The sequence below is a fragment of the Geminocystis sp. genome, from assembly GCF_041753295.1.
Lineage (GTDB): Bacteria > Cyanobacteriota > Cyanobacteriia > Cyanobacteriales > Cyanobacteriaceae > Geminocystis.
In genome coordinates, this window is record NZ_JBGSUU010000107.1 from 24,941 (window position 1) to 48,988 (window position 24,048).

The 24,048-nt window shown below is 33.7% G+C and carries 17 protein-coding genes; 7 read left to right on the top strand and 10 right to left on the bottom strand.

Annotation, left to right across the window (positions count from 1 at the left end; all coding sequences use genetic code 11):
• The 5 genes from speA to ACEW8E_RS13160 form a co-directional block, all read right to left on the bottom strand.
• Complete coding sequence (gene speA, locus ACEW8E_RS13140) at positions 1-1,938, bottom strand: biosynthetic arginine decarboxylase (RefSeq protein WP_373480805.1); 1,938 nt, start codon at positions 1,936-1,938, stop codon at positions 1-3.
• A gap of 205 nt (positions 1,939-2,143) precedes the next feature.
• Positions 2,144-3,265, bottom strand: coding sequence for an iron-containing alcohol dehydrogenase family protein (locus ACEW8E_RS13145; RefSeq protein WP_373480806.1), 1,122 nt, complete (start codon positions 3,263-3,265; stop codon positions 2,144-2,146).
• A 76-nt stretch (positions 3,266-3,341) separates the two neighbouring features.
• A complete protein-coding gene (locus ACEW8E_RS13150) occupies positions 3,342-3,722 on the bottom strand; it encodes a hypothetical protein (RefSeq protein WP_373480807.1) in 381 nt (126 codons plus the stop codon).
• A 48-nt stretch (positions 3,723-3,770) separates the two neighbouring features.
• A complete protein-coding gene (locus ACEW8E_RS13155; protein ID WP_373480808.1) occupies positions 3,771-7,265 on the bottom strand; it encodes a DNA methyltransferase in 3,495 nt (1,164 codons plus the stop codon).
• 107 nt (positions 7,266-7,372) lie between these two features.
• A complete protein-coding gene (locus ACEW8E_RS13160; protein WP_373480809.1) occupies positions 7,373-8,662 on the bottom strand; it encodes a glucose-1-phosphate adenylyltransferase in 1,290 nt (429 codons plus the stop codon).
• Positions 8,663-8,806: 144 nt separating this feature from the next.
• Between ACEW8E_RS13160 and tilS the strand changes: the two genes are divergently transcribed.
• From tilS to ACEW8E_RS13175, 3 genes are all read left to right on the top strand, one after another.
• The gene (tilS, locus tag ACEW8E_RS13165) at positions 8,807-9,778 is read left to right on the top strand and encodes a tRNA lysidine(34) synthetase TilS (protein ID WP_373480810.1); all 972 of its coding nucleotides are present in this window, start codon (positions 8,807-8,809) and stop codon (positions 9,776-9,778) included.
• Between the two features lie 202 nt (positions 9,779-9,980).
• Complete coding sequence (locus tag ACEW8E_RS13170; RefSeq protein WP_373480811.1) at positions 9,981-10,193, top strand: type II toxin-antitoxin system VapB family antitoxin; 213 nt, start codon at positions 9,981-9,983, stop codon at positions 10,191-10,193.
• A complete protein-coding gene (locus ACEW8E_RS13175; RefSeq protein WP_373480812.1) occupies positions 10,180-10,575 on the top strand; it encodes a PIN domain nuclease in 396 nt (131 codons plus the stop codon). The genes ACEW8E_RS13170 and ACEW8E_RS13175 overlap by 14 nt, the downstream gene beginning before the upstream one ends.
• A gap of 136 nt (positions 10,576-10,711) precedes the next feature.
• Here ACEW8E_RS13175 and ACEW8E_RS13180 read toward each other — a convergent pair whose 3' ends face one another.
• Both ACEW8E_RS13180 and ACEW8E_RS13185 read right to left on the bottom strand, forming a co-directional pair.
• Positions 10,712-12,868 (bottom strand): polyribonucleotide nucleotidyltransferase, encoded by a 2,157-nt coding sequence (locus tag ACEW8E_RS13180; protein WP_373480813.1) that lies wholly within the window; start codon positions 12,866-12,868, stop codon positions 10,712-10,714.
• A 191-nt stretch (positions 12,869-13,059) separates the two neighbouring features.
• Positions 13,060-14,073 (bottom strand): thiamine phosphate synthase, encoded by a 1,014-nt coding sequence (locus tag ACEW8E_RS13185; RefSeq protein WP_373480814.1) that lies wholly within the window; start codon positions 14,071-14,073, stop codon positions 13,060-13,062.
• Positions 14,074-14,401: 328 nt separating this feature from the next.
• Here ACEW8E_RS13185 and ACEW8E_RS13190 point away from each other — a divergent pair, with 328 nt between their 5' ends.
• The gene (locus tag ACEW8E_RS13190; RefSeq protein ID WP_373480815.1) at positions 14,402-15,688 is read left to right on the top strand and encodes a Glu/Leu/Phe/Val dehydrogenase; all 1,287 of its coding nucleotides are present in this window, start codon (positions 14,402-14,404) and stop codon (positions 15,686-15,688) included.
• Positions 15,689-15,694: 6 nt separating this feature from the next.
• Here ACEW8E_RS13190 and glgA read toward each other — a convergent pair whose 3' ends face one another.
• Positions 15,695-17,062 (bottom strand): glycogen synthase GlgA, encoded by a 1,368-nt coding sequence (gene glgA, locus ACEW8E_RS13195; protein WP_373480816.1) that lies wholly within the window; start codon positions 17,060-17,062, stop codon positions 15,695-15,697.
• A gap of 262 nt (positions 17,063-17,324) precedes the next feature.
• The gene (petG, locus tag ACEW8E_RS13200; protein ID WP_373480817.1) at positions 17,325-17,441 is read right to left on the bottom strand and encodes a cytochrome b6-f complex subunit V; all 117 of its coding nucleotides are present in this window, start codon (positions 17,439-17,441) and stop codon (positions 17,325-17,327) included.
• Between the two features lie 249 nt (positions 17,442-17,690).
• On the opposite strand from petG, the gene ACEW8E_RS13205 reads away from it, so the two are divergent.
• The 3 genes from ACEW8E_RS13205 (at position 17,691) to ACEW8E_RS13215 (ending at position 21,940) form a co-directional block, all read left to right on the top strand.
• The gene (locus tag ACEW8E_RS13205) at positions 17,691-18,020 is read left to right on the top strand and encodes a c-type cytochrome (protein WP_373480818.1); all 330 of its coding nucleotides are present in this window, start codon (positions 17,691-17,693) and stop codon (positions 18,018-18,020) included.
• Positions 18,021-18,147: 127 nt separating this feature from the next.
• Complete coding sequence (locus ACEW8E_RS13210; protein ID WP_373480819.1) at positions 18,148-19,773, top strand: SpoIID/LytB domain-containing protein; 1,626 nt, start codon at positions 18,148-18,150, stop codon at positions 19,771-19,773.
• Positions 19,774-20,020: 247 nt separating this feature from the next.
• On the top strand, positions 20,021-21,940 hold the full coding sequence (locus ACEW8E_RS13215; RefSeq protein WP_373480820.1) for an FAD-dependent oxidoreductase: 1,920 nt from the start codon (positions 20,021-20,023) through the stop codon (positions 21,938-21,940).
• Between the two features lie 96 nt (positions 21,941-22,036).
• Here the strand turns inward: ACEW8E_RS13215 and ACEW8E_RS13220 are convergent, their stop codons facing one another.
• Positions 22,037-23,800 (bottom strand): protein kinase, encoded by a 1,764-nt coding sequence (locus ACEW8E_RS13220; RefSeq protein WP_373480821.1) that lies wholly within the window; start codon positions 23,798-23,800, stop codon positions 22,037-22,039.
• Positions 23,801-24,048 lie beyond the last annotated feature (248 nt).

A 24,048-nucleotide genomic window follows, 5' to 3' on the forward strand; every position in this document is an offset into this window, starting at 1 on the left:
TTAACTAAGATAAGTATAACTGCGTAAATTTTCGTCATAATTTTTGATTAAAAGTTGTGATTTTTCTAAATCAATTTGATTCTCCTTTAATGCTTTTTCCGTTAAACAACGGAGTTTTTCTCGTAAATCTTCGGCGGAGTATTCTAAGTATTGTAAAACCTCCGTCACCGTATCTCCTTTGACAACATATTTAATGATATAATTATCTTCTTTACTTTCAATATGCACAACATTTATATCTCCAAATAAGTTATGTAAATTACCCATAATTTCTTGATAAGCACCTACTAAAAACATTCCTAAATAATAAGGTTTAAAATCGGTATTTTCAGAGTTATTGATATTAATATTTTCTTTAGCTTCTAAAGTGTGTAATTCAAGATAATTTTTAACATCTAATAAATCAATAAACTTATCAATTTTACCATCACTATCACAAGTTAAATCAGCTAAAATAGCTTTCATTGTTGGCTTTTCATTCAATCTATGAATAGGTAAAACAGGAAATAATTGATCAATTGCCCAAGCATCAGGAGCTGATTGAAATACAGATAAATTCATATAATAAGTAGCAATCATTAAATCATTTAACTCGTTTAAATCATCGCTAACATAGGTTTGATTTTTAGTAATTTCATAAATTTTATGACAGCATCCCCAATATAATTTTTCAGCTTTTGCCCTCTCACTTAAATTAAGATAACCAAAGTTAAATAAACTAATAGCTTCTTCTTTAAATTGCACTGCATCATGATACATTTCTTGATAGTTTTCTGCATCAATACTATTATAAGTTTCCCACAAATTACGAATAATTAAGTGCTCTTTTTCAACACTTTTTTCAGGCACTTCCAAAGGCGGATTATTACTACTTACCACATTAAAAATTAACACAGATTGATGAGAAGCGATAGCTCTGCCACTTTCACTAACTAAAATAGGAGGTAGAATGTCATTCTCGTCACAAGCCTCTTGAATAGCTGCCACAATATCATTAGCATAGTTTTGCATATTATAGTTTTTTGAGGCATAAAAATTCGTTTTTGAGCCATCATAATCCACGGCTAAACCACCGCCAACATCTAAATATTTCATCCCTGCGCCCATTTTCGATAATTGCACATAAATTTGACTTGCTTCTCGGATGGCATCTTTTATCACGGCAATGGAAGAAATTTGCGAACCTATATGAAAATGTAACAATTGTAAACAATCTAATTTATGGTCATTTTTTAACTTATTAATTACTGTGACAATTTCGGGAATTGTTAAACCGAATTTAGCTTTTTCTCCTGTAGAATTACCCCAATGCCCTGAACCTTTCGATTGTAGTTTTGCCCTAACACCTAATTGAGGTTTTAATTGTAATTTTTTGCTCAATTTAAGTATAATAAATAACTCACTTATTTGCTCAATGACGATAATTAAATTATGTCCTAATTGTTGAGCTAAAAGAGCAGTTTCGAGATAATCTTCATCTTTATAACCATTACAAATTAATAAAGTTTCTCCTGTTTTATCAATATCTAAAGTTGCTAAAGCTATCATTAACTCTGGTTTTGAACCAACTTCTAAACCAAATTTATAAGGTTTTCCATACTCAACAATTGCCTCTACTAACTGTCTATGTTGATTACATTTAACGGGAAAAACTCCTCTATAAACATTTCTGTAATTATAACGAGAGATAGCTTCATTCATACATTCATGTAACCGTTTTAAACGATCGTCTAACATATCAGAAAACCGAATTAATAAAGGTAAGTGAATATCTCTTTTTTTGAGACTTTCTACTAAGTTAAATAAATCTATTTTATAATCATTTCCACGAGGAGAAACCGTTATATTTCCTTCCTCATTAATAGCAAAATAAGGCTCACCCCATCCCTCTATTTGATATAGTTTATTACTATCATTAATTGTCCAAGAATCACTCATATTTTTTCAAAAATTTAAGAATTAAATAATGTATAAACAAAAAAAAATACCCTTTATTATTATAGTCATAAACTCCGAAAAAAACTTATAATTTTAGGGAAATTATTAATAAAAGTCCCCATTATTGGGGATTTAGGGGCGTATTCCAATTTTGGGGGATTTAAAGGGATGTATTCCAATTCAGAGGCATTATGTCTAATTTTCTTTATACTGTAGTGGAAACCATCGCCGCTGTTAATTCTTCAAGAGTTACAGTAAAAGGTAAACGGTGAATATCCGATGAAGGTTGACAGGTAAGTTCGGCACAGTGACGCAATTGAGCTAAAGTAATGTTATTTAAGCCTAAATCTTCTAAAGTGCAAGGTAAGCCAATCTGACGGTAAAATTTGATTAACTGTTGTCTGGCGGTGGTTGCTAGTTGATTATTCGTCACTATTTCTTCTAATCGCAATTGTACTAAAATACCATAAGCTACTTTTGCACCGTGTAACTGATGATGCACTTCAGGAAGATGGGTTAAAGCATTATGTACGGCATGAGCTGCGACTGTGCGACAACTTGCTCCTCCTAAACCACCGCTAACTCCAGCTAATAATACTGTTGCGTCAACCACTTCTTTCCATTCTTCACTCAAGGGATTTTTTAAAGCAATTTCTGATTTTTGTAGTAAAATATCTCTTAATACTCTCCCTTGTTGCACGGCGGCAATGGTTAAAGTGGCAGTGGAATTACCGCTACTGATAGAGGCTTCATACCATTTTGCGATCGCATCACCAATTCCTGCTATTAATGTATGAGGAGGTGCAGTGGCAATTAAGTTATAGTCAAGAATGAGTAAATTAGGGCAATTTTTGAGACTGACATCGTATTGAAAAGCACCAGATTCTGAATATATATTACTCAATGCCGTCCATGCGGCGCAAGTTGCTCCAGAAGTAGGGATAGTAATAACAGGTAAGTTGCAGTTATAGGCTAATAATTTTGCTGTATCTAAGGCTTTACCACCACCAACACCGATGATAACGTCAGCATGATGAGATTTTACGGCTTTTTCTAATTGTTTTAAGGAATTTTCTGAGCAATCTGGGCTATAACTTTGATAAGAGAGAGTTAAATTAAATTCTTCACCTATAGGATTAAGATAATTTTCCATTAGTTTTAAAGTTTTTTTACCGCCAACAATTAAAGGATTTTTACCAAAATGAGCGATAAATTTACCACTATTAATTAAACAATTTTCTCCTTTAATAATATTAGCAGGAGCGACTTGTAAACTAACAATTTCATTAATTTTTGTCGTAGCTTGAATTGGTTTTAATTTGTTCATTTTTTATAATATTAACTAATAATAAAACTATCAAAAAGAAAATAACTATTAATTACCAAACTAATGTTTTTTCTCCTTAATTTTTAACTTCTAATTGATAAGAAAGAGGCTCACAAAATTGATGAATTCCTTGTTTAATTACATAAATTATAACGGGAGTAATTAGCAAAGGGGGGCAAATTTTTTTCTCTAATAAATAGTTAAAAGCGGTTTCAATGTAATTATCTTGTAAATCAGAGCGTAAATTTTCCTCACAAATAGCTACTCGACAACGTTTCGCCCAACCTTCTAACCAATCTATTCTATCAGGAGTTTGCCCGATAGCCAAAGCGATAGAAGTTGCACCATCTTCTAAATCACCCTCGGCATCTTCAATTATATCTAATGCCATCATAGCAGATTCACATTCCGCTAATTGATCTCGATAATTACTAATTTCTTGACTGGTTAACTGCATAAATTTCTAATCAATCATAATTTCTCTGTTAAATAATATTAACCTATTCTATAAGTGATTATTCTTACTATTTCGTTTTTTCTTCTCGATTTTTAGTAAAGGAGTATTTAAGTTTTCATAAAGATTAAACAGAAATTCCATGCGGTTTAATTCATTGGTGAAAGGTTGCGATCTATAGCATAAATCTACTGCTTTGTCAAGATTATTATGAGCTTTTACTAAGTCTGGAGGCATGGTTAAAGTATCATATAAATCAGCTAAACTACTATCAGGATATTTTGCTCGAATATCGAGGATTTTTTGAGCTAAATTAGCTACTTTTCCCCGTTGTTTTTCCGTCACATTTTCAGGAAAAGGATAGTTATTATAAACAATATCTTTTGAGTAACGATAATCACTTTTTAGTCTTCCGCAAATATATTTAACCCATGTCATGTGCATTTGAGAGGTTAAAATTCCAAATAAAAATAAATCACCATTAGGAATTATCATACAAGTATCTCCGGGAATACTATTCTTGTCAAAAAAACCCATCGGAATATATTTTCTATTTTCAGAAGATACACGAGGAATAACAATAAATGTATCTGGATTATTTTTATCTCTAAATAAACTAGGAAAAGCAGAATATTTTTGAGTTTCTAAACCTTTTGCATTAATTCTAAACTGTCTAACTTTTTCTATTCTTTCTAAAATTAATTGACACTGTTTTATCTCATTAGGATTAGCATTAACTAACCAAATACAGTATTTATTTTCTCCATTAATAAACTCTTTTGCCCCGATAAATTTTTTAATAAATTTAATAGCTTTTGAGTCTAATTTTAATAGGTTTTCTAATTCAGTTTGATTCAATAAAAAATTACCGTCATCGTAAGGAGAATTACCCCTTTTAATAGAAGGTACATCACATATAGGAGATGAACGAGATAAAATAAAAATATTTCTTCCAATAGTTAAATATGGACTAATATTTTGAGCTTTTATTTCAATAGCTTCGCCCTTGATATTTTCATAGGAAAAAAGGCGTTTATTGTCTATATTTTCTAAGCCAAAACCAATAATAACACAATGAACAGCAGCGTTACCTTTTGCTTCATTACTCCAAGAAAAAGTACGATGGGCAAAGTGAATTTTAATGTTATATTTATTGTATAATTCTTGCCATAAAATGCCTACTTGTTCGCCTTGAGAAATAGAATTTGTACTCACAAAAGCACAACGAGTTTTTACCTCCCTTAACTCCTCCTTAAAAGGTGATTTTACCTCTCTTAACTCCTCCTTAAAAGGTGATTTTACCTCCCCTAACCCCTCCTTAAAAGGTGGGGAATAATTAAGAGAATCTCTCCCATTTTTAAGGGGGGATAAAGGGGGGTTAAGATATTGAGCAGCTTTTAAATACCATGCACAAACATAATCTAAAACACCAGCATTTTTTACGCCATTAAAGACTAAATTCATGTCAGTTTTTTGCTGAATATTTTGTAATTGTTTACCCACGAAAGGAGGATTACCTAAAATATAATTAACCGCCCTAACTCCCCTTGAAAGGGGGGAATCTTTCTCCCCACCTATGTAGGAGGGGTCGGGGGTGGTAGAATTAACTTCTATATAGGTGGAATCGGAGGTAGTAGAATTAACTTTTATGGGGGAAGAAGTTTTTTCTCCTAACAGATGTTGTCTGATGTCTTCTAATACGCCGTCTAAATTTTCGAAAATTTCATTATTTGGGTAGCGAATTACTTTTATACCAACATTTGCTAAAAAATTATCTCTGATTTGATCATACTCAATAGCCTCTGAGGTATAATGAGTTTCACCATCTAACTCAATAGCAAGATTGGCACTAGGACAAAAAAAGTCTAAGATATACCTATCAATAGAGTGTTGTCTTCGGAATTTAAAACCATCTAATTGTTTACCTTGTAAGACTTTCCATAAAATTTTTTCCGCAGGAGTGGCATTATTGCGTAAATTACGCCGTAATTCTTTAACCTCTTTTAAGTTACTAATTGATTTATAAGCAGGTTTTACCGCCCCTAACCCTTCTTTAAAAGGTGATTTTACCGCCCCTAACCCCTCCTTAAAAGGTGGTGATTTTACCGCCCCTAATCCCTCCTTAAAAGGTGGGGAATTATGGAGAGTTAGACTATTCCAATCAATTTGTAAAGCATTTCCGTGAATAATTTTAGCGGATTTTTTGAGAGGTAAACGGACAAAATATTGCCCAAATTCATTACTAACTTTCAGATTCATTTGATGATCAATTAACCACATAGCAACCTCGGCAATTCTTACGGCAAATTCATCATATTCGATACCAAAAAATTGATCTACATCTACTTTAATAATAGTGCTAATATCTAACTCTAATTGTCCTTGTTTATTTAACTCTTTTAAAACTAAAATTTCTAAATCTCGTAACTCTCGATAAGTAATAATTAAAAAATTACCACAACCACAAGCAGGATCAAGAAATGTTAATGAAGCGATTTTATTATGAAATTCTTTAAGTTTATTTTGGTTATTTTTAATCTTTTCAAACTCTGTATATAAATCATCTAAAAACAGAGGTTTAATGACTTTTTGGATATTTTTTTCTGAGGTATAATGAGCTCCTAAATTACGTCTTTGATTAGGATTCATCACAGCTTGAAACATCGAGCCAAAAATAGCAGGGGAAATTTTACCCCAGTCTAAACTACAGGCTTTTAATAACATTTCTCGCATTTGACTATCAAAGGAAGCTGGTGGCAAAGATTCTTCAAATAACTTGCCATTTATATAGGGAAATTGAGCTAAATTTTCATCTAAATTTTTAAGTCTTTTATCTTCTGATTGATTTAAGATATGAAAAACAGAAGCGAGGTGCATGGCTAAATCGCTACCGTCTTGTTTTGTGTGTAAATCTAAATATTCTTGAAAAATTCCTTTATTAAAAATACCTGTATCATCAGCAAATAAACAGAATAATAAACGCACTAAATAAACTTCTAATTCATGACCACTATAACCGATTTCTTTTAGCCTGTCATGTAATTCTCCCATCAATTGGGCGGCTTTAATATTAACAGGATCACTATCTTTATATTCTTGTTTTTTATATCCTGCAATAAAGTCAAATAAATGGACATAATTAACAAATTCTTTTAGCTCAAATTCATGAGTTTGATCATTATCTAAATTATATAATTTAAACTTCTGAAAATCAGAAACTAAAATATATTTAGGCAATTCATACTCTTTTAATCCTGAAAAATAATCAATGGCTTGTTGATAGGCTTTATCTAAATTTTTTCCTTTAGATTTATGTTCAACTAAAATAACTCCTTTCCAAAGTAAATCAATAAAACCTTGTTTATTATCTAGCTTTTTAACAGATTTTTCAAAGGTAGCAACCCTTCTTCTTGACACTCCAAAAACATTGAAAAAATTATCCCAAAATGATTTTGCTTCAGCATTTTCTGAGGTTTCATTTTGCCATTCTATACTAAAGGCGATCGCCCTACTTTTGATTTCATTCCAACTTAAAGGTGTTTGCATAGATTAAGAGTCGAGGAGTAAATATATGTTAAACCAAAATTTATAAAATATTTTCCAACTTCTCCCTGGCGACAAAAAACAATGGTGGGCAATGCCCACACTACAAATTAGATTACGGTATGATCTGGAATCAGAGCATTTTTGATGACAACAACAATACCACTACGAATTAAGAAACCTTCATCTTCTCGATTAGCTTCTTCAACCCTGTCTTTATTGGTGATAATCACATTTTGACCAATACGAGCATTTTTATCGATAATAGCTCTTCTGATGGTAGAATTTGCTCCAATACCCACAGGAAGACTGCCTTGCTCTAATTTACTCTGTCTGACGCTATAAGACTCGTAAAAGTCAGCACCCATCAATAAAGTATCTTCAATAGTACAATTAGATTCAATTCTGGTTCTTACCCCTAAAACACAGTGACTAATACGACATTCTTTGATAATACAACCTTCCCCAATAATAGATTGAGTTACATTAGAATCTAACAACTTAGTTGGTGGTAAATAGCGAGAGCGAGTGTAAATAGGAGCATTTTCGTCATAGAAGCTAAAATCTGGTTGAGGTTGTTTAGTTAAAGCTAAATTTGCGTCATAAAAAGCCTCAATAGTACCAATATCTTCCCAATAACCTTTAAATAAATATGCTTGTACTTTATAATCTTTGGCCGCTGAAGGGATAATTTCTTTACCAAAATCCGTTTGGTTGGGGTTGTCTTTTAAAAGTTTTTCTAAGACTCCTTTTTTGAAAACATAAATACCCATAGAAGCAATATAAGGACTTTCTTTTGCTTTTTCAGGACTTAAACCTAAAATAGAGGTATCAACGGCCATTTTTTGTAACTCATCACCTTCGGGTTTTTCGCTGAAATCGATAATTCTTCCCGTATCATCTATTTTCATTAAACCAAAAGCAGAAGCTCTTTTTTCGTCAATGGGTACAACGGATAAGGTTATATCAGCACCAGTTTGGCGGTGATGCTCCACAAATTTAGTATAATCCATACGATAAAGATGATCTCCAGAAAGGATGATATACTCATCAATATCCCATTCCTGAAATAACCATATATATTGACGTACTGCATCTGCTGTACCTTGAAACCACTCTGGATTTTCTTTGGTTTGCTGTGCTGCTAAAACTTCCACAAAACCATCGCTAAACCCTGAAAAATTATAAGCACGACTAACGTGACGATTTAGAGAAGCGGAGTTAAACTGAGTTAAAACATAAATTTTTAAAATTTCAGAGTTAATACAGTTACTAATAGGTATATCAATTAAACGATATTTTCCTGCTAGTGGTACAGCAGGTTTTGCCCGTAATTTAGTTAAAGGGTATAATCTTGTACCCGCGCCACCGCCTAAAATAATTCCAAGTACTTTTTTCATAAATTTAATCTATTAAATTACTTTTATTAGCAAGTTTATTGGTTTATGGTCAATCAGACAATCATAATTAGAAATTAGAAAGGAAACAGAGAATACTGTAGGGGTGAATGGCATTCACCCTCTTAATTATCAATAAATTTTTGTATGAATTGGACAGATTATCATAGTAAATTGCATCAAACTTGTAAAAATAGGCTTTTATTGCCTAAAAACAGCAAAATCTTAATAGCGGTATCGGGAGGACAAGATTCTCTCTCCCTTGCTAAGTTATCCTTAGATTTACAAGAAAAATGGGGTTGGAATTTGGCGATCGCTCATTTTGATCATGGTTGGGCGTTAGATGAAGGATTAGGGAGTCATGTAGAGAAAATAGCCAAAAATTGGGGCATAGAGTTTTATTTGGCAAAAGCTACTAAAAAAATCCTTGAAACGGAAGCAGATGCTCGAAAATACCGTTATGAAGGTTTAATGGATATTGCCACTAAATACCAATTTAATTATCTAATAACAGGACATACTTTGAGCGATCGCGCAGAAACTTTCATTTATAACTTGATTAGAGGTGCAGGAATGGAAGGTTTAAGCGCACTTAATTGGACAAGAAAACTTACAGATAATCTTACCTTAGTTCGTCCCTTACTTAATTTTACTCGTGGTGACACCCTTGCTTTTTGTCAAAAATTACAATTGCCTATATGGGAAGATAAATATAACGACAATAAAAAATTTGCCCGTAATCGTATTCGCCTTGATTTAATTCCTTACCTCAAAAAAGAATTTAATCCCCAGATAGAGCAACATTTAACCCAAACAGCAGAGATTTTAAGAGCAGATGTCGAATTTTTGAACCAAGAAGGCGAAAAATTACTTAATTTAGCCATAAGTGACGATAAAAATAGTTTAAAACGTTCTGTATTAAAAGAAAAACCCCTCAGTTTACAAAGAAGGGTTATCAAGGCTTTTTTAGCCCAAAACTTAAAAACAATGCCCAATTTCGAGCAAATAGAGGAACTTGTGAGGTTAATTGATGCTCCGAACCGCTCTCGTACTTCTAGTTTAAATCAAGGTATGTTTGCCCAAGTAGAAGGAGATTTGATTAGAATTAACTGCCCCTAAATCCCCCAGTATGGAGGGGATAAAAATACGCCTCTAAATCCCCAAATATGGGGACTTTCAATTCGTCTTCTCCCCCAAAATTGGGATACGCCCCTAAATCCCCAAGTGTGGGGACTTTTTTTTGATTATTGATCGCAAATTAAATATTTTTAGACAGTTTTTGTGTACAATATAGCTATCTTTACACATTACTTACTTAAACATGAGAACAAATATTGATCTAGAAGATACTTTAGTAGAAGAAGCCTTCCGTTTAACTAATGTTAGAACAAAAAAAGAATTAGTAAATTTAGCTTTAAAAGAGTTAATTCGCAGTCGTAAAAAATTAAATTTATTAGATTTGAGTGGCAAAATTGACTTGAGAGAAGATTATGATTATAGTCAACTAAGAAGTAACAAAAATGTACCTAATTGATACTTCTGTTTGGATTAATATTTTTCGAGATAAAACAGGAATTAAAAGAAAACAATTACAAAATCTGATTAAAGATAATCCCTTTTTCTTAAGTCGTTTTACTCAAATGGAATTATTACAAGGTGCGAAAAATGAAAGGGAATGGCAATTATTAGAAACTTATTTACATGATCAAGATTATCTAATCGAAAATGATCTTATCTTTGTTAATTCCGCTCGTATTTTTTATGATTTAAGACGTAAAGGTTTAACGGTTAGAAGTAGCATTGATTGTTGTATTGCGGCTTTAGCTCTTACTTATGATGTAATTTTACTCCATAATGACAAAGATTTTGAGATTATTAAAGAAGTCAGAAATTTACAAATAATTACTTTTTCTTGATACGCCCCTAAATCCCCAAATATGGGGACTTTCAATTCTTTTTCTCCTTCAGCATTAGAAGGTAGAGGGGAAAATACGCCCCTAAATCCCCAAGTGTGGGGACTTCAATTCGTCTTCTTCCCCAGAAATAGATAAATTAAATCTGAGACTCCTGACGGGCGATCGCAGCTTGTTCGGGATGAATACCTAAACGGGTAAGATTTAAACGTCCTTTTTGATCAAAACCACGAATTTTGACTACAATTTCATCACCGATAGTAACTTCATCTTCCACTTTACCAACACGATGTTCAGCTAATTGAGAAATATGAATCATACCTTCTTTACCGGGTAAAACTTCCACAAAAGCACCAATATCGATAATACGACTTACACGCCCTAAATAAACATCACCCTCATTGAGTTTACGAGTCATAGTTTGAATGATGCGTTTAGCCTGTTGACCACGTTCTGCTTGTACTGCACAAATAGTTACAGTACCATCATCAGCAATATCGATTTTTGAACCTGTTTGTTCAGTAATACCTTTGATCGTTTTCCCTCCAGGTCCAATAACTAAACCAATCATATCAGGATCGATTTTCATAGTCATCAAACGAGGTGCGTAGGTGGACAATTCTTTACGAGGGGTATTGATGGTTTTCATCATTTCCCCTAAGATATGTAAACGAGCTTCTCTGGCTTGTTTTACCGCATCAGCGATGGTTTCCATTTTCAAGCCAGTAATTTTCATATCCATTTGTAAAGCAGTAATACCACTATCAGTACCAGCGACTTTAAAATCCATATCCCCTAAGAAGTCTTCAATACCTTGAATATCCGTTAAGATACGCACTTCTTCCCCTTCTTTGATTAATCCCATCGCTGCACCACTTACAGGCTTAGTAATAGGCACTCCAGCGTCCATTAAAGCTAAAGTTGAACCGCAAACCGAACCCATAGAAGTCGAACCGTTAGAAGACAGTACTTCAGATACGACACGAATTACATAAGGGAAATCTTCTTGAGGGGGTAAAACAGGAGTAATAGCCCGTTCTGCTAAAGCACCATGACCGATTTCACGTCTTCCGGGGGGGCGTAAGGGTTTAGTTTCACCTACGGAATAAGGGGGGAAATTATAGTGATGGAGATAACGTTTTTCAAAATCAGGATGTAAATCATCGGCTAAATCTTGAGCGTCTCCTGACGTGCCTAAAGTAGCGATGGATAATACTTGAGTTAAACCTCTTTGGAATAAACCACTCCCATGAACTCTAGCAGGTAATAAACCCACCCGAGAAGAAATAGGGCGTACTTGATCTAATTTTCTTCCATCAACTCTGACACCATCATCGATAATTTGACGGCGCATCAGTTTTTTTGTTAACTGTTTAAATAAGTTACCCACAAGTTTGGAATTTTCCGAAACAGCAACTTTTATTTCATCGTCATCAGCTAAAGCCTTAATGGGTTCTACTACTAAAGTAGCTTGAATATTATCTAACGCTTCATCTCTGGTTTTTTTATCATAATCGAAATGACAAAGAATTTTTTTAATTTCTTCTCCAGCTTTTTCGTGGATGAAGTTAACTACGGCAGGATTATCTTCTTCTTTATTTTCAACTTTGATTTCAATACCTAATTCTTGAATTAGATCTTTTTGAGCTTGAATTAACTCTAAAATTGCTTCATAACCAAACTCAATGGCTTCGATTATATCTTGTTCAGGTAACTGATTCGCTCCTGCTTCCACCATTACTATACCATCAGGAGTACCTGCTACTACTAAATCAAGATCTCCGTTTTCGATTTCTCGGAAAGTAGGATTAATAATAAATTCATCGTTAACTAATCCTACCCTTACCGCAGCCATGGGACCATAAAAAGGAATTTGAGCGATTAAAGTCGCTACGGATGCCCCCGTTACAGCTAACACATCGGGCGGTACTTCCTCATCCATCGATAACGTTGTTGCTACAATTTGTAAGTCATCTCTTAACCAAGAAGGAAAAAGAGGACGCAGAGGGCGATCAATCAAGCGACTGGTAAGGGTTGCTCGTTCTGGAGGCCTTCCTTCACGGCGTAAAAATCCTCCCGGAATACGTCCTGCAGCGTACAATCTTTCTTCATAATCTACGGTTAAAGGTAAAAAGTCGATGCCTTCTCTACCTTTAGTACGAGTTGCTGTTACAAAAACTGCGGTTTCACCTGCTTGTATTAAAACCGAGCCTCCTGCTTGAGGTGCTAATAATCCTACTTGAATCTTTATATCTCTTCCTTCAAAAAAAGAAATTGACTTATTATATTCTTCCATTCAACTTTTTTCCTTATTCTTCACTTCTCTATACACGATACAATATTAACATTTTTCCGTAATTAACCATTACCAGTTAACAATTAGCAATGAAGTTAGGAGATAGGAGATAGGAGATAGGAGATAGGAGATAGGAGATAGAAGACAGGAGTTAGGAGATAGAAAGGAAAGAGGGAGTTGCGGAATTAAATTTAAAAGTTTTTTAACAAGTTTTTCGTTATTTCCGTTGGATTTTCAGCATTCATAATTTCTCTAACGACAGCGACTCTTTTTGCACCTGCTTTAATAACATCTCGAATATTATTACTATCAATACCACCGATGGCAAACCAAGGAATTGTGGCATTAGCTTCGGCGTAACGGACATATTCTAAACCAGTAGCTTTTTTACCCACTTTTGTCGGCGTTTCATAAACAGGACCAACACCAATGTAATCAGCTCCATCACTAATCGCTTTTGCCATTTCTTGAGGGTTAGTAGTAGATTTTCCGATAATTTTACCACTACCTAACATTTGTCTTGCTAAACCTACGGGGCAGTCTGTTTGTCCTAAATGTACTCCATCGGCGTTAACCGCTAAAGCTATATCTATGCGATCATTAACAATAAATATAGCACCATAGTTATTACATAATTGTTTAATTTTATAGGCTTCTTTTAACTTTACTAAATCATCTTGATTTTTATGGCGATATTGTACTAACTTTAAACCACCTTTTAAGGCAGATTCAATCACCGTGAAAATATTATCCACCCCAGAAGTGACTAAATATAATGAACATTGATTTAATAATTTAAACCGATTTTGCCCTAATAGTTTACTTTCTAAGGTATAAACCTGATAACGTAATTGTTTCATCCCCGCCGCAAATTCCCCGTCATATAATTTAGCGTATTCTTCTAAAACCCTTAAAGCCTCTTGAATTCTACAAATATTTGCTTGTAATAAATCCTCTAAACTTTCTCTTTGGGTTTCTTTGGGGTGAGTTAAATTTGTACCTACGTCGTTGGGTGTATCTCTTGCGGTTCGTAATTCTAATGTGTGCCAACTTCCTAATTCTTGACGCATTTCTTTACAACTAGCTGCCGTTTCTTGATCATTTAAGCCAAAACGACACCATTCTTCTACAATTCTTAATCCTTCTCTGGCACGATCTAAGTTAGCATCTAATATACGATATATAGCAGTTTGTTGGTTAATCATGAACAAATAAAAAAAATCTTGGCAGTTGCGTAATAGATTATAACAATTGATCATTCTTTTCTAAATTTAATCCTAATTTAAGCTCTTCTACAGTAGTTATGATAAATTCAGATAAAATAAACGTTCCTAAGCACTATAAAGATTATAAGAATTAACAATTAAATTTATTATAAAATTGTATTTTACCTGACACCTGAAACCCAATACCTGAAACCCAATACTTGACAACTAGAATTAACCTCTTTTGGTATTTCTCCTAACTCCTTACAAAAATGTTCCCCTGAAATGTTTAAATAGAGATAAACAGGGAATTTTAAGGAATAAAATTATGTCAAAATCTTTATTGGCAGATGCTAATGTGAGATTAGAAGAGGCTTTGAAATATGTATCTATTTCTGAGGATGCTTTTTCTCGGTTAAAATATCCGAAAGCTAGTCTTAGTGTTTCTATTCCCATACGCATGGATGACGGTTCTTTAAAAATTTTTCAGGGTTACAGAGTACGATATGATGACACCAGAGGGCCAGGTAAAGGTGGAGTTCGTTATCATCCTTCTGTATCCATTGATGAGGTGCAATCTTTAGCTTTTTGGATGACTTTTAAGTGTGCTTTATTGAATCTTCCTTTTGGTGGCGCTAAAGGCGGTATTACCGTTAACCCTAAAGAATTATCTAAAACAGAATTAGAAAGATTAAGTAGAGGTTATATTGAAGCGATCGCCGATTTTATTGGTACTGATGTGGACATTTTAGCACCTGATGTTTACACTAATGAAATGATTATGGGGTGGATGATGGATCAATATAGTATCATTCGTCGTCGTTTTTCCCCAGGGGTAGTAACAGGAAAACCTTTAACCATGGGGGGGAGTCAAGGTAGAGATACCGCAACCGCTACGGGTGCTTTTCATGTTATCAACGTAATGCTCAAGAAATTTAATCTAGTTAAAGAAACAACTACCGTAGCAGTACAAGGTTTTGGAAATGCTGGGGCACAAATGGCGGAGTTACTCTTTAAAGCTGGTTATAAAGTCGTTGCGGTGAGTGACTCTCAAGGCGGTATTTATGCCCCTCAAGGTTTAGATATACCTAGTATTCGTCAATATAAAAAAAGTCATCGTACCGTTACAGGAGTTTATTGTCAAGATAGCGTTTGCAATATAATTGACCATGAAGTAATTACAAATGAACAACTTTTAACTCTTGATGTCGATGTCTTAATTCCCGCAGCCTTAGAAAAACAAATCACCGAAAAAAATGCTTCTGAAATTCAAGCAAAGTTTATCTTTGAAGTAGCAAATGGCCCCATTACTTCTTCTGCTGATAATATTTTAAATAGTAAAGGTATTCATGTTTTTCCTGATATTCTTGTTAATGCAGGAGGGGTAACGGTAAGTTATTTAGAATGGGTACAAAATCGTAACGGTTTGTACTGGAGTTTAACAGAAGTTCACGAAAAGTTAAAGGTAAGAATGATTGAGGAAACAGAAGCCGTTTGGAGTATTTCTCAAAAATTTGAGGTTAATATGCGTACTTCTGCTTATATTCACGCGCTGAATCGTTTAAATGAGGCAATGTCAGCTAAAGGCACAAGAGATTACTATCAAAATAATTGATAACTTTTATCTTGCTTCTTCGTACATTTTTAGATATTCAACGGCGGATTTATCCCAACTAAAATCTTGATTCATGCCACGAATTTGCAGTTTTTGCCATTCCTTTTTAAAACGGAAACCTTCATAGGCTCGAATCATACAGGTATAGAGATCCAATGGCTCATAACGGTCAAAGCTATAGCCTGTACCAGATTCCGCCGTAGGATCAAAGAAAGAAACCGTATCGACTAACCCCCCAGTTTTACGCACAATGGGAATTGCACCATAGCGCATGGCTAATAGTTGACTGATACCACAAGGCTCAAATCGAGAAGGCATCAAAAAGGCATCTACACCGCTATAAACTCGCCGTGAAATTGCTTCATTATGTAATAATTGTACTGAAATTCGCCCCCGATGACGAGAAGAAAGTTCCCATAACTGTGTTTCATAAAAGCGATCGCCTGTACCAAGAATGATTAATTGGGCATCGGTGTAAGCTAAAAATCGATCAACGGTTTGTAATACTAAATCTATACCTTTTTGCTCAACTAAACGTGTCACCATGCCCACGAGAAAAGCATTACGATTAACTTCTAAACCTGATTCTTCCTGAAGTTTAATTTTATTTAATCGCCGTTTATCAATGGTTTCTACGGTGAAATTTTGATGAATTAATTTATCGGTGGCTGGATTATATTTTTCCGTGTCGATACCATTAACAATACCTCTTAATTTGCCACTAATCCAAGATAATAAACCATGGAGATTTTCCCCATATTCAGGAGTTTTTATTTGTGCTGCGTAGGTAGGAGAAACGGTGTTAACGATATTAGCAAACTGTAATGCTGCGGACATTGTATTATCTCCCACCATATACCAAGGACACCATGTCATGGTTTCTAATATTTCTCGACTAGGTCCTTGATAAGCTAAATTATGAATAGTAAAGATAGTACTAATATCAGGAGATTGGTGCATCCACACAGGAATCATCCCCGTATGCCAATCATGACAGTGAATAATATCTGGTTTCCAATAATTCCATGCAAATTCTGCCGCACCATTAGAGAAAAAAGTAAAACGCCAATATTCATCATCGCCACCATAAACATTGCGCCCACCAAAACAAGGATGACCAAAAAGATATAATGGTACATCAGTATCAGGTAAAACCGTTTCATATACCGCAAATTTTTGAAACATGGCATCACCCCACCAAATTGGTTCACTAGGAACATCTAACTTATCGGGTAAAAAGCCATAATAAGGCATGAAAATCCGCACATCATGACCTAATTTCCGTAAAATTTGAGGTAACGCACCTACAACATCTCCCATTCCCCCAACTTTAGCTACTGGTGCGGCTTCTGCAGCTACAAATAAAATTTGCATAGTAATCTAGTTTAATTGTGATTTCTAAAGATTAGTAGTACAATGCAGAAAAAATTAAGAATGAAAAACCTTCAATTTTTAGCACTTATGAAAGAGACTTTTAATCTTCCCTTTCATTGACTCACTTTACCACTAGGGTGATTTTGACATAATCTTTGTACTTATGCAAAAAAAATTTCTTCTACTATGTGATGAGGAAAAGAGGAAAAGAGGAAAAGAGAAAATATTTGATTATTAATTGTTAATTGCTGATGATGATTAATTATTCTAGTCCGATTTCGCTACTACGTTTATATTGACGGTAAGCGGCAAAAAATAAACCCATAAGGGTGACGGGAATTAAACCTAAAACTATACCAAGTAACAAAGGTTCGATCATTAATTTTCTCCAGTATTATAAATTTACTTTAAAATTTTCTCATGTTCTATGGTATCAAAAAAAGATCAACGAGAATAAATAGTTAAGGAAAAATGCCTAGATTAAATTATGGATTTTCCTTGAAAAGTTGTCTTAATGAGAAAAAATGTTGCAAAATGTTAATTAAGTAAACTAAAAGTTAACAATGAGTCAGTGAATAACCAGTTATTAGGAAAAGATCTAAATTATATCGACACAAAAAAGATTGCGATGAGTCTTCTAACAGTGATTATTATCTTGATCTTGATCATAATAGCATGGTGGTTGATACCTACAAAAGATCCTTATGTACAAGAAGTATTATCTTTTCAAGGTAATATCGAGCGAGGAAATGCTATTTTTCAAGTTAATTGTGCTGGTTGTCATGGTATTAATGGAAATGGTAATGTAGGACCTAGTCTTGTAGATGTATCAAAACATAAATCTGATGGGCAAATTATCCATCAAGTTACTGGAGGTAAAACTCCACCGATGCCTAAATTTCAGCCGTCAAGCGAAGATATGGCGGATTTACTGATTTATTTACGTCAACTTTCTTAATTTGTAATTTTAAAGAAATTAAAGCTCTTCTGATTTTTACAGCGAATATTCTACTTGTTAATATATAATTTTCTGAGTAATTAATCCTTGATGTTTTCTTATGGGTGTAATTAAAAGTAACCTTAATATGATGAATTTGAATAGTTGTCTCAATTGTAATTCTTTACCGTTATTATTATCTAAATTTTGGTTAACTTTACCCTTACTATTCGGGATGTCATTTTTGCCTGAAATCCCCGTTTTAGCAGTAGATTTAAAAGTAGGTATTGTGCAAAGATTTGGAGATGATTTGGAAGATGAAATTACCCTCAAAAGCAGTCAAGGAAATTCTTTAATCGTCAAATTTACTGATAACATCACAAAAAAAGAAAAATCTTTGACTATGGATGAGTTAAAGTTAACTGTTGTTTCTAAATCCTTACCTCATAAATTAATTGAAGAAAGATTAATTTTAGGGGATTATGGCACTTTTGAAACCGCAGAAGATGCAGCTAAAAATTGGCAATCTTTAGGTATTGAGGTAGAAATTACTCAACCTGGGCGTTGGCAAGTGTGGGCGAAACGTAGTACTTATTCAACTCCATTATTAAAAAGGCTTTTACTTAATAGTCTTCAGGAAAAAGGTTATCAAGATATTTATATCGAAACGGCTATTTTATTAGAAAAACCAGAAGTTTCTTTTAAGGTAGGGGATAAAAACTATCAAGTTAATTACTTGGAAATTAAAAGTAGTCGAGGCATTGTCGAATTAAAAGATGGTGTTAAAGGTAGTTGGCGTAAATATGACGGTGTTTTTACTCTTCAGCCTAATTCCTACGGTGATTATACTTTTGTTAATAAAGTTGATATTGAAACTTATTTACGAGGCGTTGTACCTCATGAAATTGGTGCAAATGTTCCTTCTGCTGCTGCCGAAGCACAAACTATCATCGCTCGAACTTATGCCCTTCGTAATACCCGCAGATTTCAAGCTGATAATTATGAAATGTGTGCCACCACTCATTGTCAAGTTTACTATGGTTTAACTGGCACTTCTACTATTTCTGATCAAGCCATCGCCAAAACTAAAGGTTTAGTGTTAACCTATAACAATGAGTTAGTGGACGCTTTATATTCTTCTACCACTGGTGGAGTTACATCCTATTTTGAAGATGTCTGGAATGGGGAAAGTCGCCCTTATCTTAAATCTGTTATTGATTCACCTCAACAATTATGGAATTTAGGGGATAAAACTCTCGAATCCGAAGCTAATTTTCGTAATTTTATTGCTTTACAAAAAGGTTTTAATGAAACAGGTAGAAGTCTATTTCGTTGGAATAAAAAAAGCACTTTAGCTGATTTAACCAAAGATTTACAAAAATATTTAACTAAAATTAAACATCCCCTTAAGAATTTTACCACTATTCAAGACATGAAAATCGCCCAGCGATCGCCTTCGGGTAGAATTTTGAAACTTAATGTAAATACAGACTTAGGAGTTGTAACCCTTGCCAAAAATGAAGTGAGAAGTGCTTTTACGCCGCCTAGAAGCACTTTATTCTATTTAGAGCCTTTTTATGACAAAAATAAAAAACTTGCTGGATATGCCTTCGTAGGAGGGGGATTTGGTCATGGAGTCGGATTAAGCCAGTTTGGTAGTTATAATTTAGCAAATTTAGGTTGGTCAGCACAAAAAATTCTTGAATTTTATTATCCCGGCACAAAACTTGAGCCTTTAAATGAATCAATTATATTTTGGCAACCCCTCAAATAACTGACATTTACGAATAATTCACCTATTAAGTTTTAATCGATTTTGTGAAAGGTTGTAGGTTTAATGAAAACAAATGATTGAAGTAAAAAGTTATCGACATTTAACTGTTTGGCAAAAATCAACAATTAATTCTATTTTTGCGTAACATCTGTTAATAATTAAAATCAATGTTGATAAAACTTGATCTTAACCAGAAAATTAATGATAATTTATGTAAAGTAATGTTAAATTTCTCAAAAATTATTTCATGAATAGTGTTATCTCTCGCCGCAATCTTTTTAAATTATTCACTGTTACGGGTATTCTCGGTATTCTTGGTTATTCTAGGGTAGTTAAACCCCAACCAACTATTCATAAATGGGATACTTTAACTTTACCTCGTACATTAAACAAGAGGAAAAAAGTAGTTGTAATTGGTGGAGGATTAGCTGGATTAGCTTCGGCTTATGAGTTAAGTAATCGAGGTTTTGAGGTAACACTTTTAGAAAAATCACCACAGTTAGGAGGCAAAATAGCTAGTTGGGATATTAAGATAGGAGAAGATTCTTTTAAAATGGAACATGGTTTTCATGGATTTTTCCCTCAATACTATAACCTGAAAAGCATTGTTAACGAGATTAATATCAAGGATAACTTTCAATCATTAGATTATTATTCCGTCGTTTTTAAAGATAATAAGTATAAACCAGAGAATTTTCGCCCAAGTCATTCTTCTTTCCCTTGGAATATAGTAGATTTAGCCATATCTTCCCAAAATTCTCTTCATTGGGGTATAAATCTCGCAAATCCAGCTCATTGGAGGGTTTTTCATGCTATTACTAGCTTTAAAATTCCCAACAGTTACTACGATTTAGATGCAATTTCTGTGTCGGATTGGGCTACCAAAGGCATTCCTCAAGGGTTGTTTGATTTATATTTCCTTCCTTTTGCTAAATCTTCCCTTAATGCTCCTGATGTTTTAAGTACTGGTGAACTTATGCAGTTTTTCCATTTTTATTTTTTTGGTAATCCAGAAGGTTTAGCTTTTAATGGTACGGTAGATGATATGGGTACAAGTTTAGTTAATCCCATTGCAGAAAATATCAAACATAATAACGGTAAAGTTATCACAGAAGCGAATATTAGTAAAATTAATTGTATTGGCGATCGCATAACTTCTATAGAATATTATCAAGGAAACGAAGTTAGTAATGTAGCTTTTTGGGTTAACGAGAATCTGTCATTAAAAGATGAACAATATGACTATTATGGAGCAGGAGATGAACTTTTTGCGGTAGTCAAAGATACTGATAAGGCTTTTTCTTTGAGTTGCACTCATCAAGGATGTATCGTTAATAAGCAAGAAAATGGTCAATTTTTATGTCCTTGTCACGGTGCAATGTATGATCAAGAAGGTAAAGTTATCAATCCTCCTGCACCAAGAAATCTTAAAATTTACAAAGTTGTTGCCAGAGAAAATAATAGAGTTAAATTAATTAATGATGAGGCTAAAATTGCGAGTAAACCAAAGAAAATCGAAGCTGACTATTTTGTGATGGCAACGGATGTTAATGGGTTAAAACATCTATTTAATTTAATAGAAGGAGAAAGTTGTGTACAGACTAAGACTCAAGTAGAAAGTTTACCATTAGCCGATCCTTTTGCGGTAGGGCGTTTTTGGTTAGATAAAGATTTTGATTGGCAACACAGTAATTTTGCTTCTCTTTCGGGATATAAATTAACCGATAGTATTACTCTTTATCATCGTATCCAGAGAGAATATAAGGAATGGGCGCAAAAAACAGGGGGGAGTGTGGTGGAGTTACACGCCTATTGTTATAAAGAGAAAGAATTTCCCACTCAAGAATCGATTTTAGCCACTTTTATAGAGGAATTATACGAAATTGTCCCTGAATTAGCCAACGCCAAAATTTTACATCAACAATTAGTCAATCAGAAAAATTTTTCAGGTTATCCCCCTAATAGTTTTAAAATGCGCCCTTCCACGGAAACTGAAGTTAAAAATCTGATGTTTGCTGGAGATTGGGTAAAAATGCCTTTTCCTTGCGGATTAATGGAAAGAGCAATTAGTAGTGGTTTACTTTCAGCTAATGCTATACTGTATCAGGAAGGATTACAAAGACGAGATTTATTATCGGTAAATCCTTCAGGGTTATTAAGTATCTAACATTACGCACTCATTCACCTGTTAAGTTTTAATATATATTAGGTATCATCTGAGTTCGACACATTAAAAGAGCTACACCTGATACCTAATTCTAAATTATTTTCTTTCTTCTATGATCTTTAAAAATTGAGAATTAGCGATTTTCAAAGAGTCATCAATTCTTTCGATGGTATAGTCTCTTTGTTCTTTTTGAGTTGTACCATCAGGATAAGTATAAGTATTTTCACCTGTTAAAGTGATGGATTTTTCATCTTGACTAACAATCTGTAAATTTTCTACGGTAACTTGACTAAATTGATCGAAAAAACTAAGATCAGGAGAATTAGTATAAAAATTTATAGCCTGATCATATTGCTTCTGAGATAATAAATTATACAACTCTTGAACTTTAGTTATCGCTTCATTACCATCAACAGGAGGAGTTTCTTCTATAACAGGTTCAATGGGAGTATTATTAGGATCAGGATTATTAACAACAGGTTGAGATTGAGATAGAGTCTTAGCTTTTTCCTCCGCCTCACGTCTCAATTCTTCCGCCTTAATTCGCTCATTTTCTGCCTGTTGTCGCAATCTTTCAGCTTCTAAACGCTTATTAGTATCTTCTTCTCGTCTTTTTTGCTCCTCTGCTAGTCTAGCTTCTGTTTCGAGTTTTTGTTGTTCAAGATTAGCCAATTCTGTCTGAGTTTGTTGTATATACTGTATAAAAATAAACCCCACCGATACCGCAATTCCAGCGATTACTGCACTTAAAATTAAAGGTAGCCAATTAATTCCATTATTTTCTTTAATATTGCTATCTTCATATATAGCCTTAGAAACCTTTTGAGGAGTATAACTGGGATTTGGTTTTGATTTTGATACAGGTTGAGGAGTATAAGGGGATTTAGAAACCTTTTGGGGAGTATAACTTGGTTTGGGAGGAGAAAATGATTCAGATTGTGGGTAAAGTTGATCTCTAGTAACCGCCACAGTAGGAGATTCTATTCCAGTCAGGGGGAGACTAACAGGATTATTTTTTCGTTGAGGAATTACAGCTACAGTGTTAATTTCACTTAAATATAAATCTTGATACATCTGTTCGGCAGTTTTGTATCGTTGACTCAAATCAATTTTAGTAGCTTTTTCTAGCACTGTTTGCAATAATGGACTTAAATTAGGTGCAAAATCAGCCCATTCTAATTGACCATTTAAAGAATTACTAGGAAACTCGATGGGGTATTTTCCTGTTAAACTATAAATCATGGTTAAGCCTAAAGCGAATAAGTCACTACTATAAATAGTTCTACCAGTACTTTGCTCAGGAGGCATAAATCCCCTTGTACCAACTATAACAGAGCTTACCATCGATCCAGATCCTAAAGCCACAGTGCCCATAGTTTCTTTTACTGCACCAAAATCAATTAAAACAGGTTTACCATCTCGACTACGAATAACAATATTTTCAGGTTTAATATCTCGGTGAATAATTTTTTTACGGTGAATGTATTGCAGAGTTTTGAGTAAAGATGCTAAGATTTCTTGACATTGAGAACTGTTAATCATTCCTAATTCTGCAAGGCTTTTACCCTCTATATATTCTTGCACAAGATAAAATCTTTCATTATCAACAAAATAGGCGTATAAAGTAGGAATTTGCGCACAATGTTGTCCGACTTCTTCTAATACTTGAGCTTCTTTACGGAATAAATCTTCAATCACTTCCGAAGATACCCGATGATTAGAATTAACAGGTTTTAGACGTTTAATCACAATCAACCGTTGAGAAGGCATATGAGTATCTCTAGCCAAAAAAGTCTCCCCAAAGCCCCCCCCTGCTAAAGTATTAACAATTTGATAACGTCCAGCGATTAGAGATTCCATCTTTACCATTAACAATGAACAATTAACAACTAAAAAATTTATTTATTGATTACCTATCTTAACGATTAACTGTAAAGTGTCAAGATAATTATAGATTCCCTCATTTGAAGCAGGGTTTTTTCATTCTCAAATTTTAACTACCTTTTTTTTCTCATCTTTTTTTCTTTTTCCCCTAATCTCATACTTAAAATTTAATTTTAACCTTTTCTATTTATTTTTAATCTTTCTGTCTTTATTTTTCAATTTTT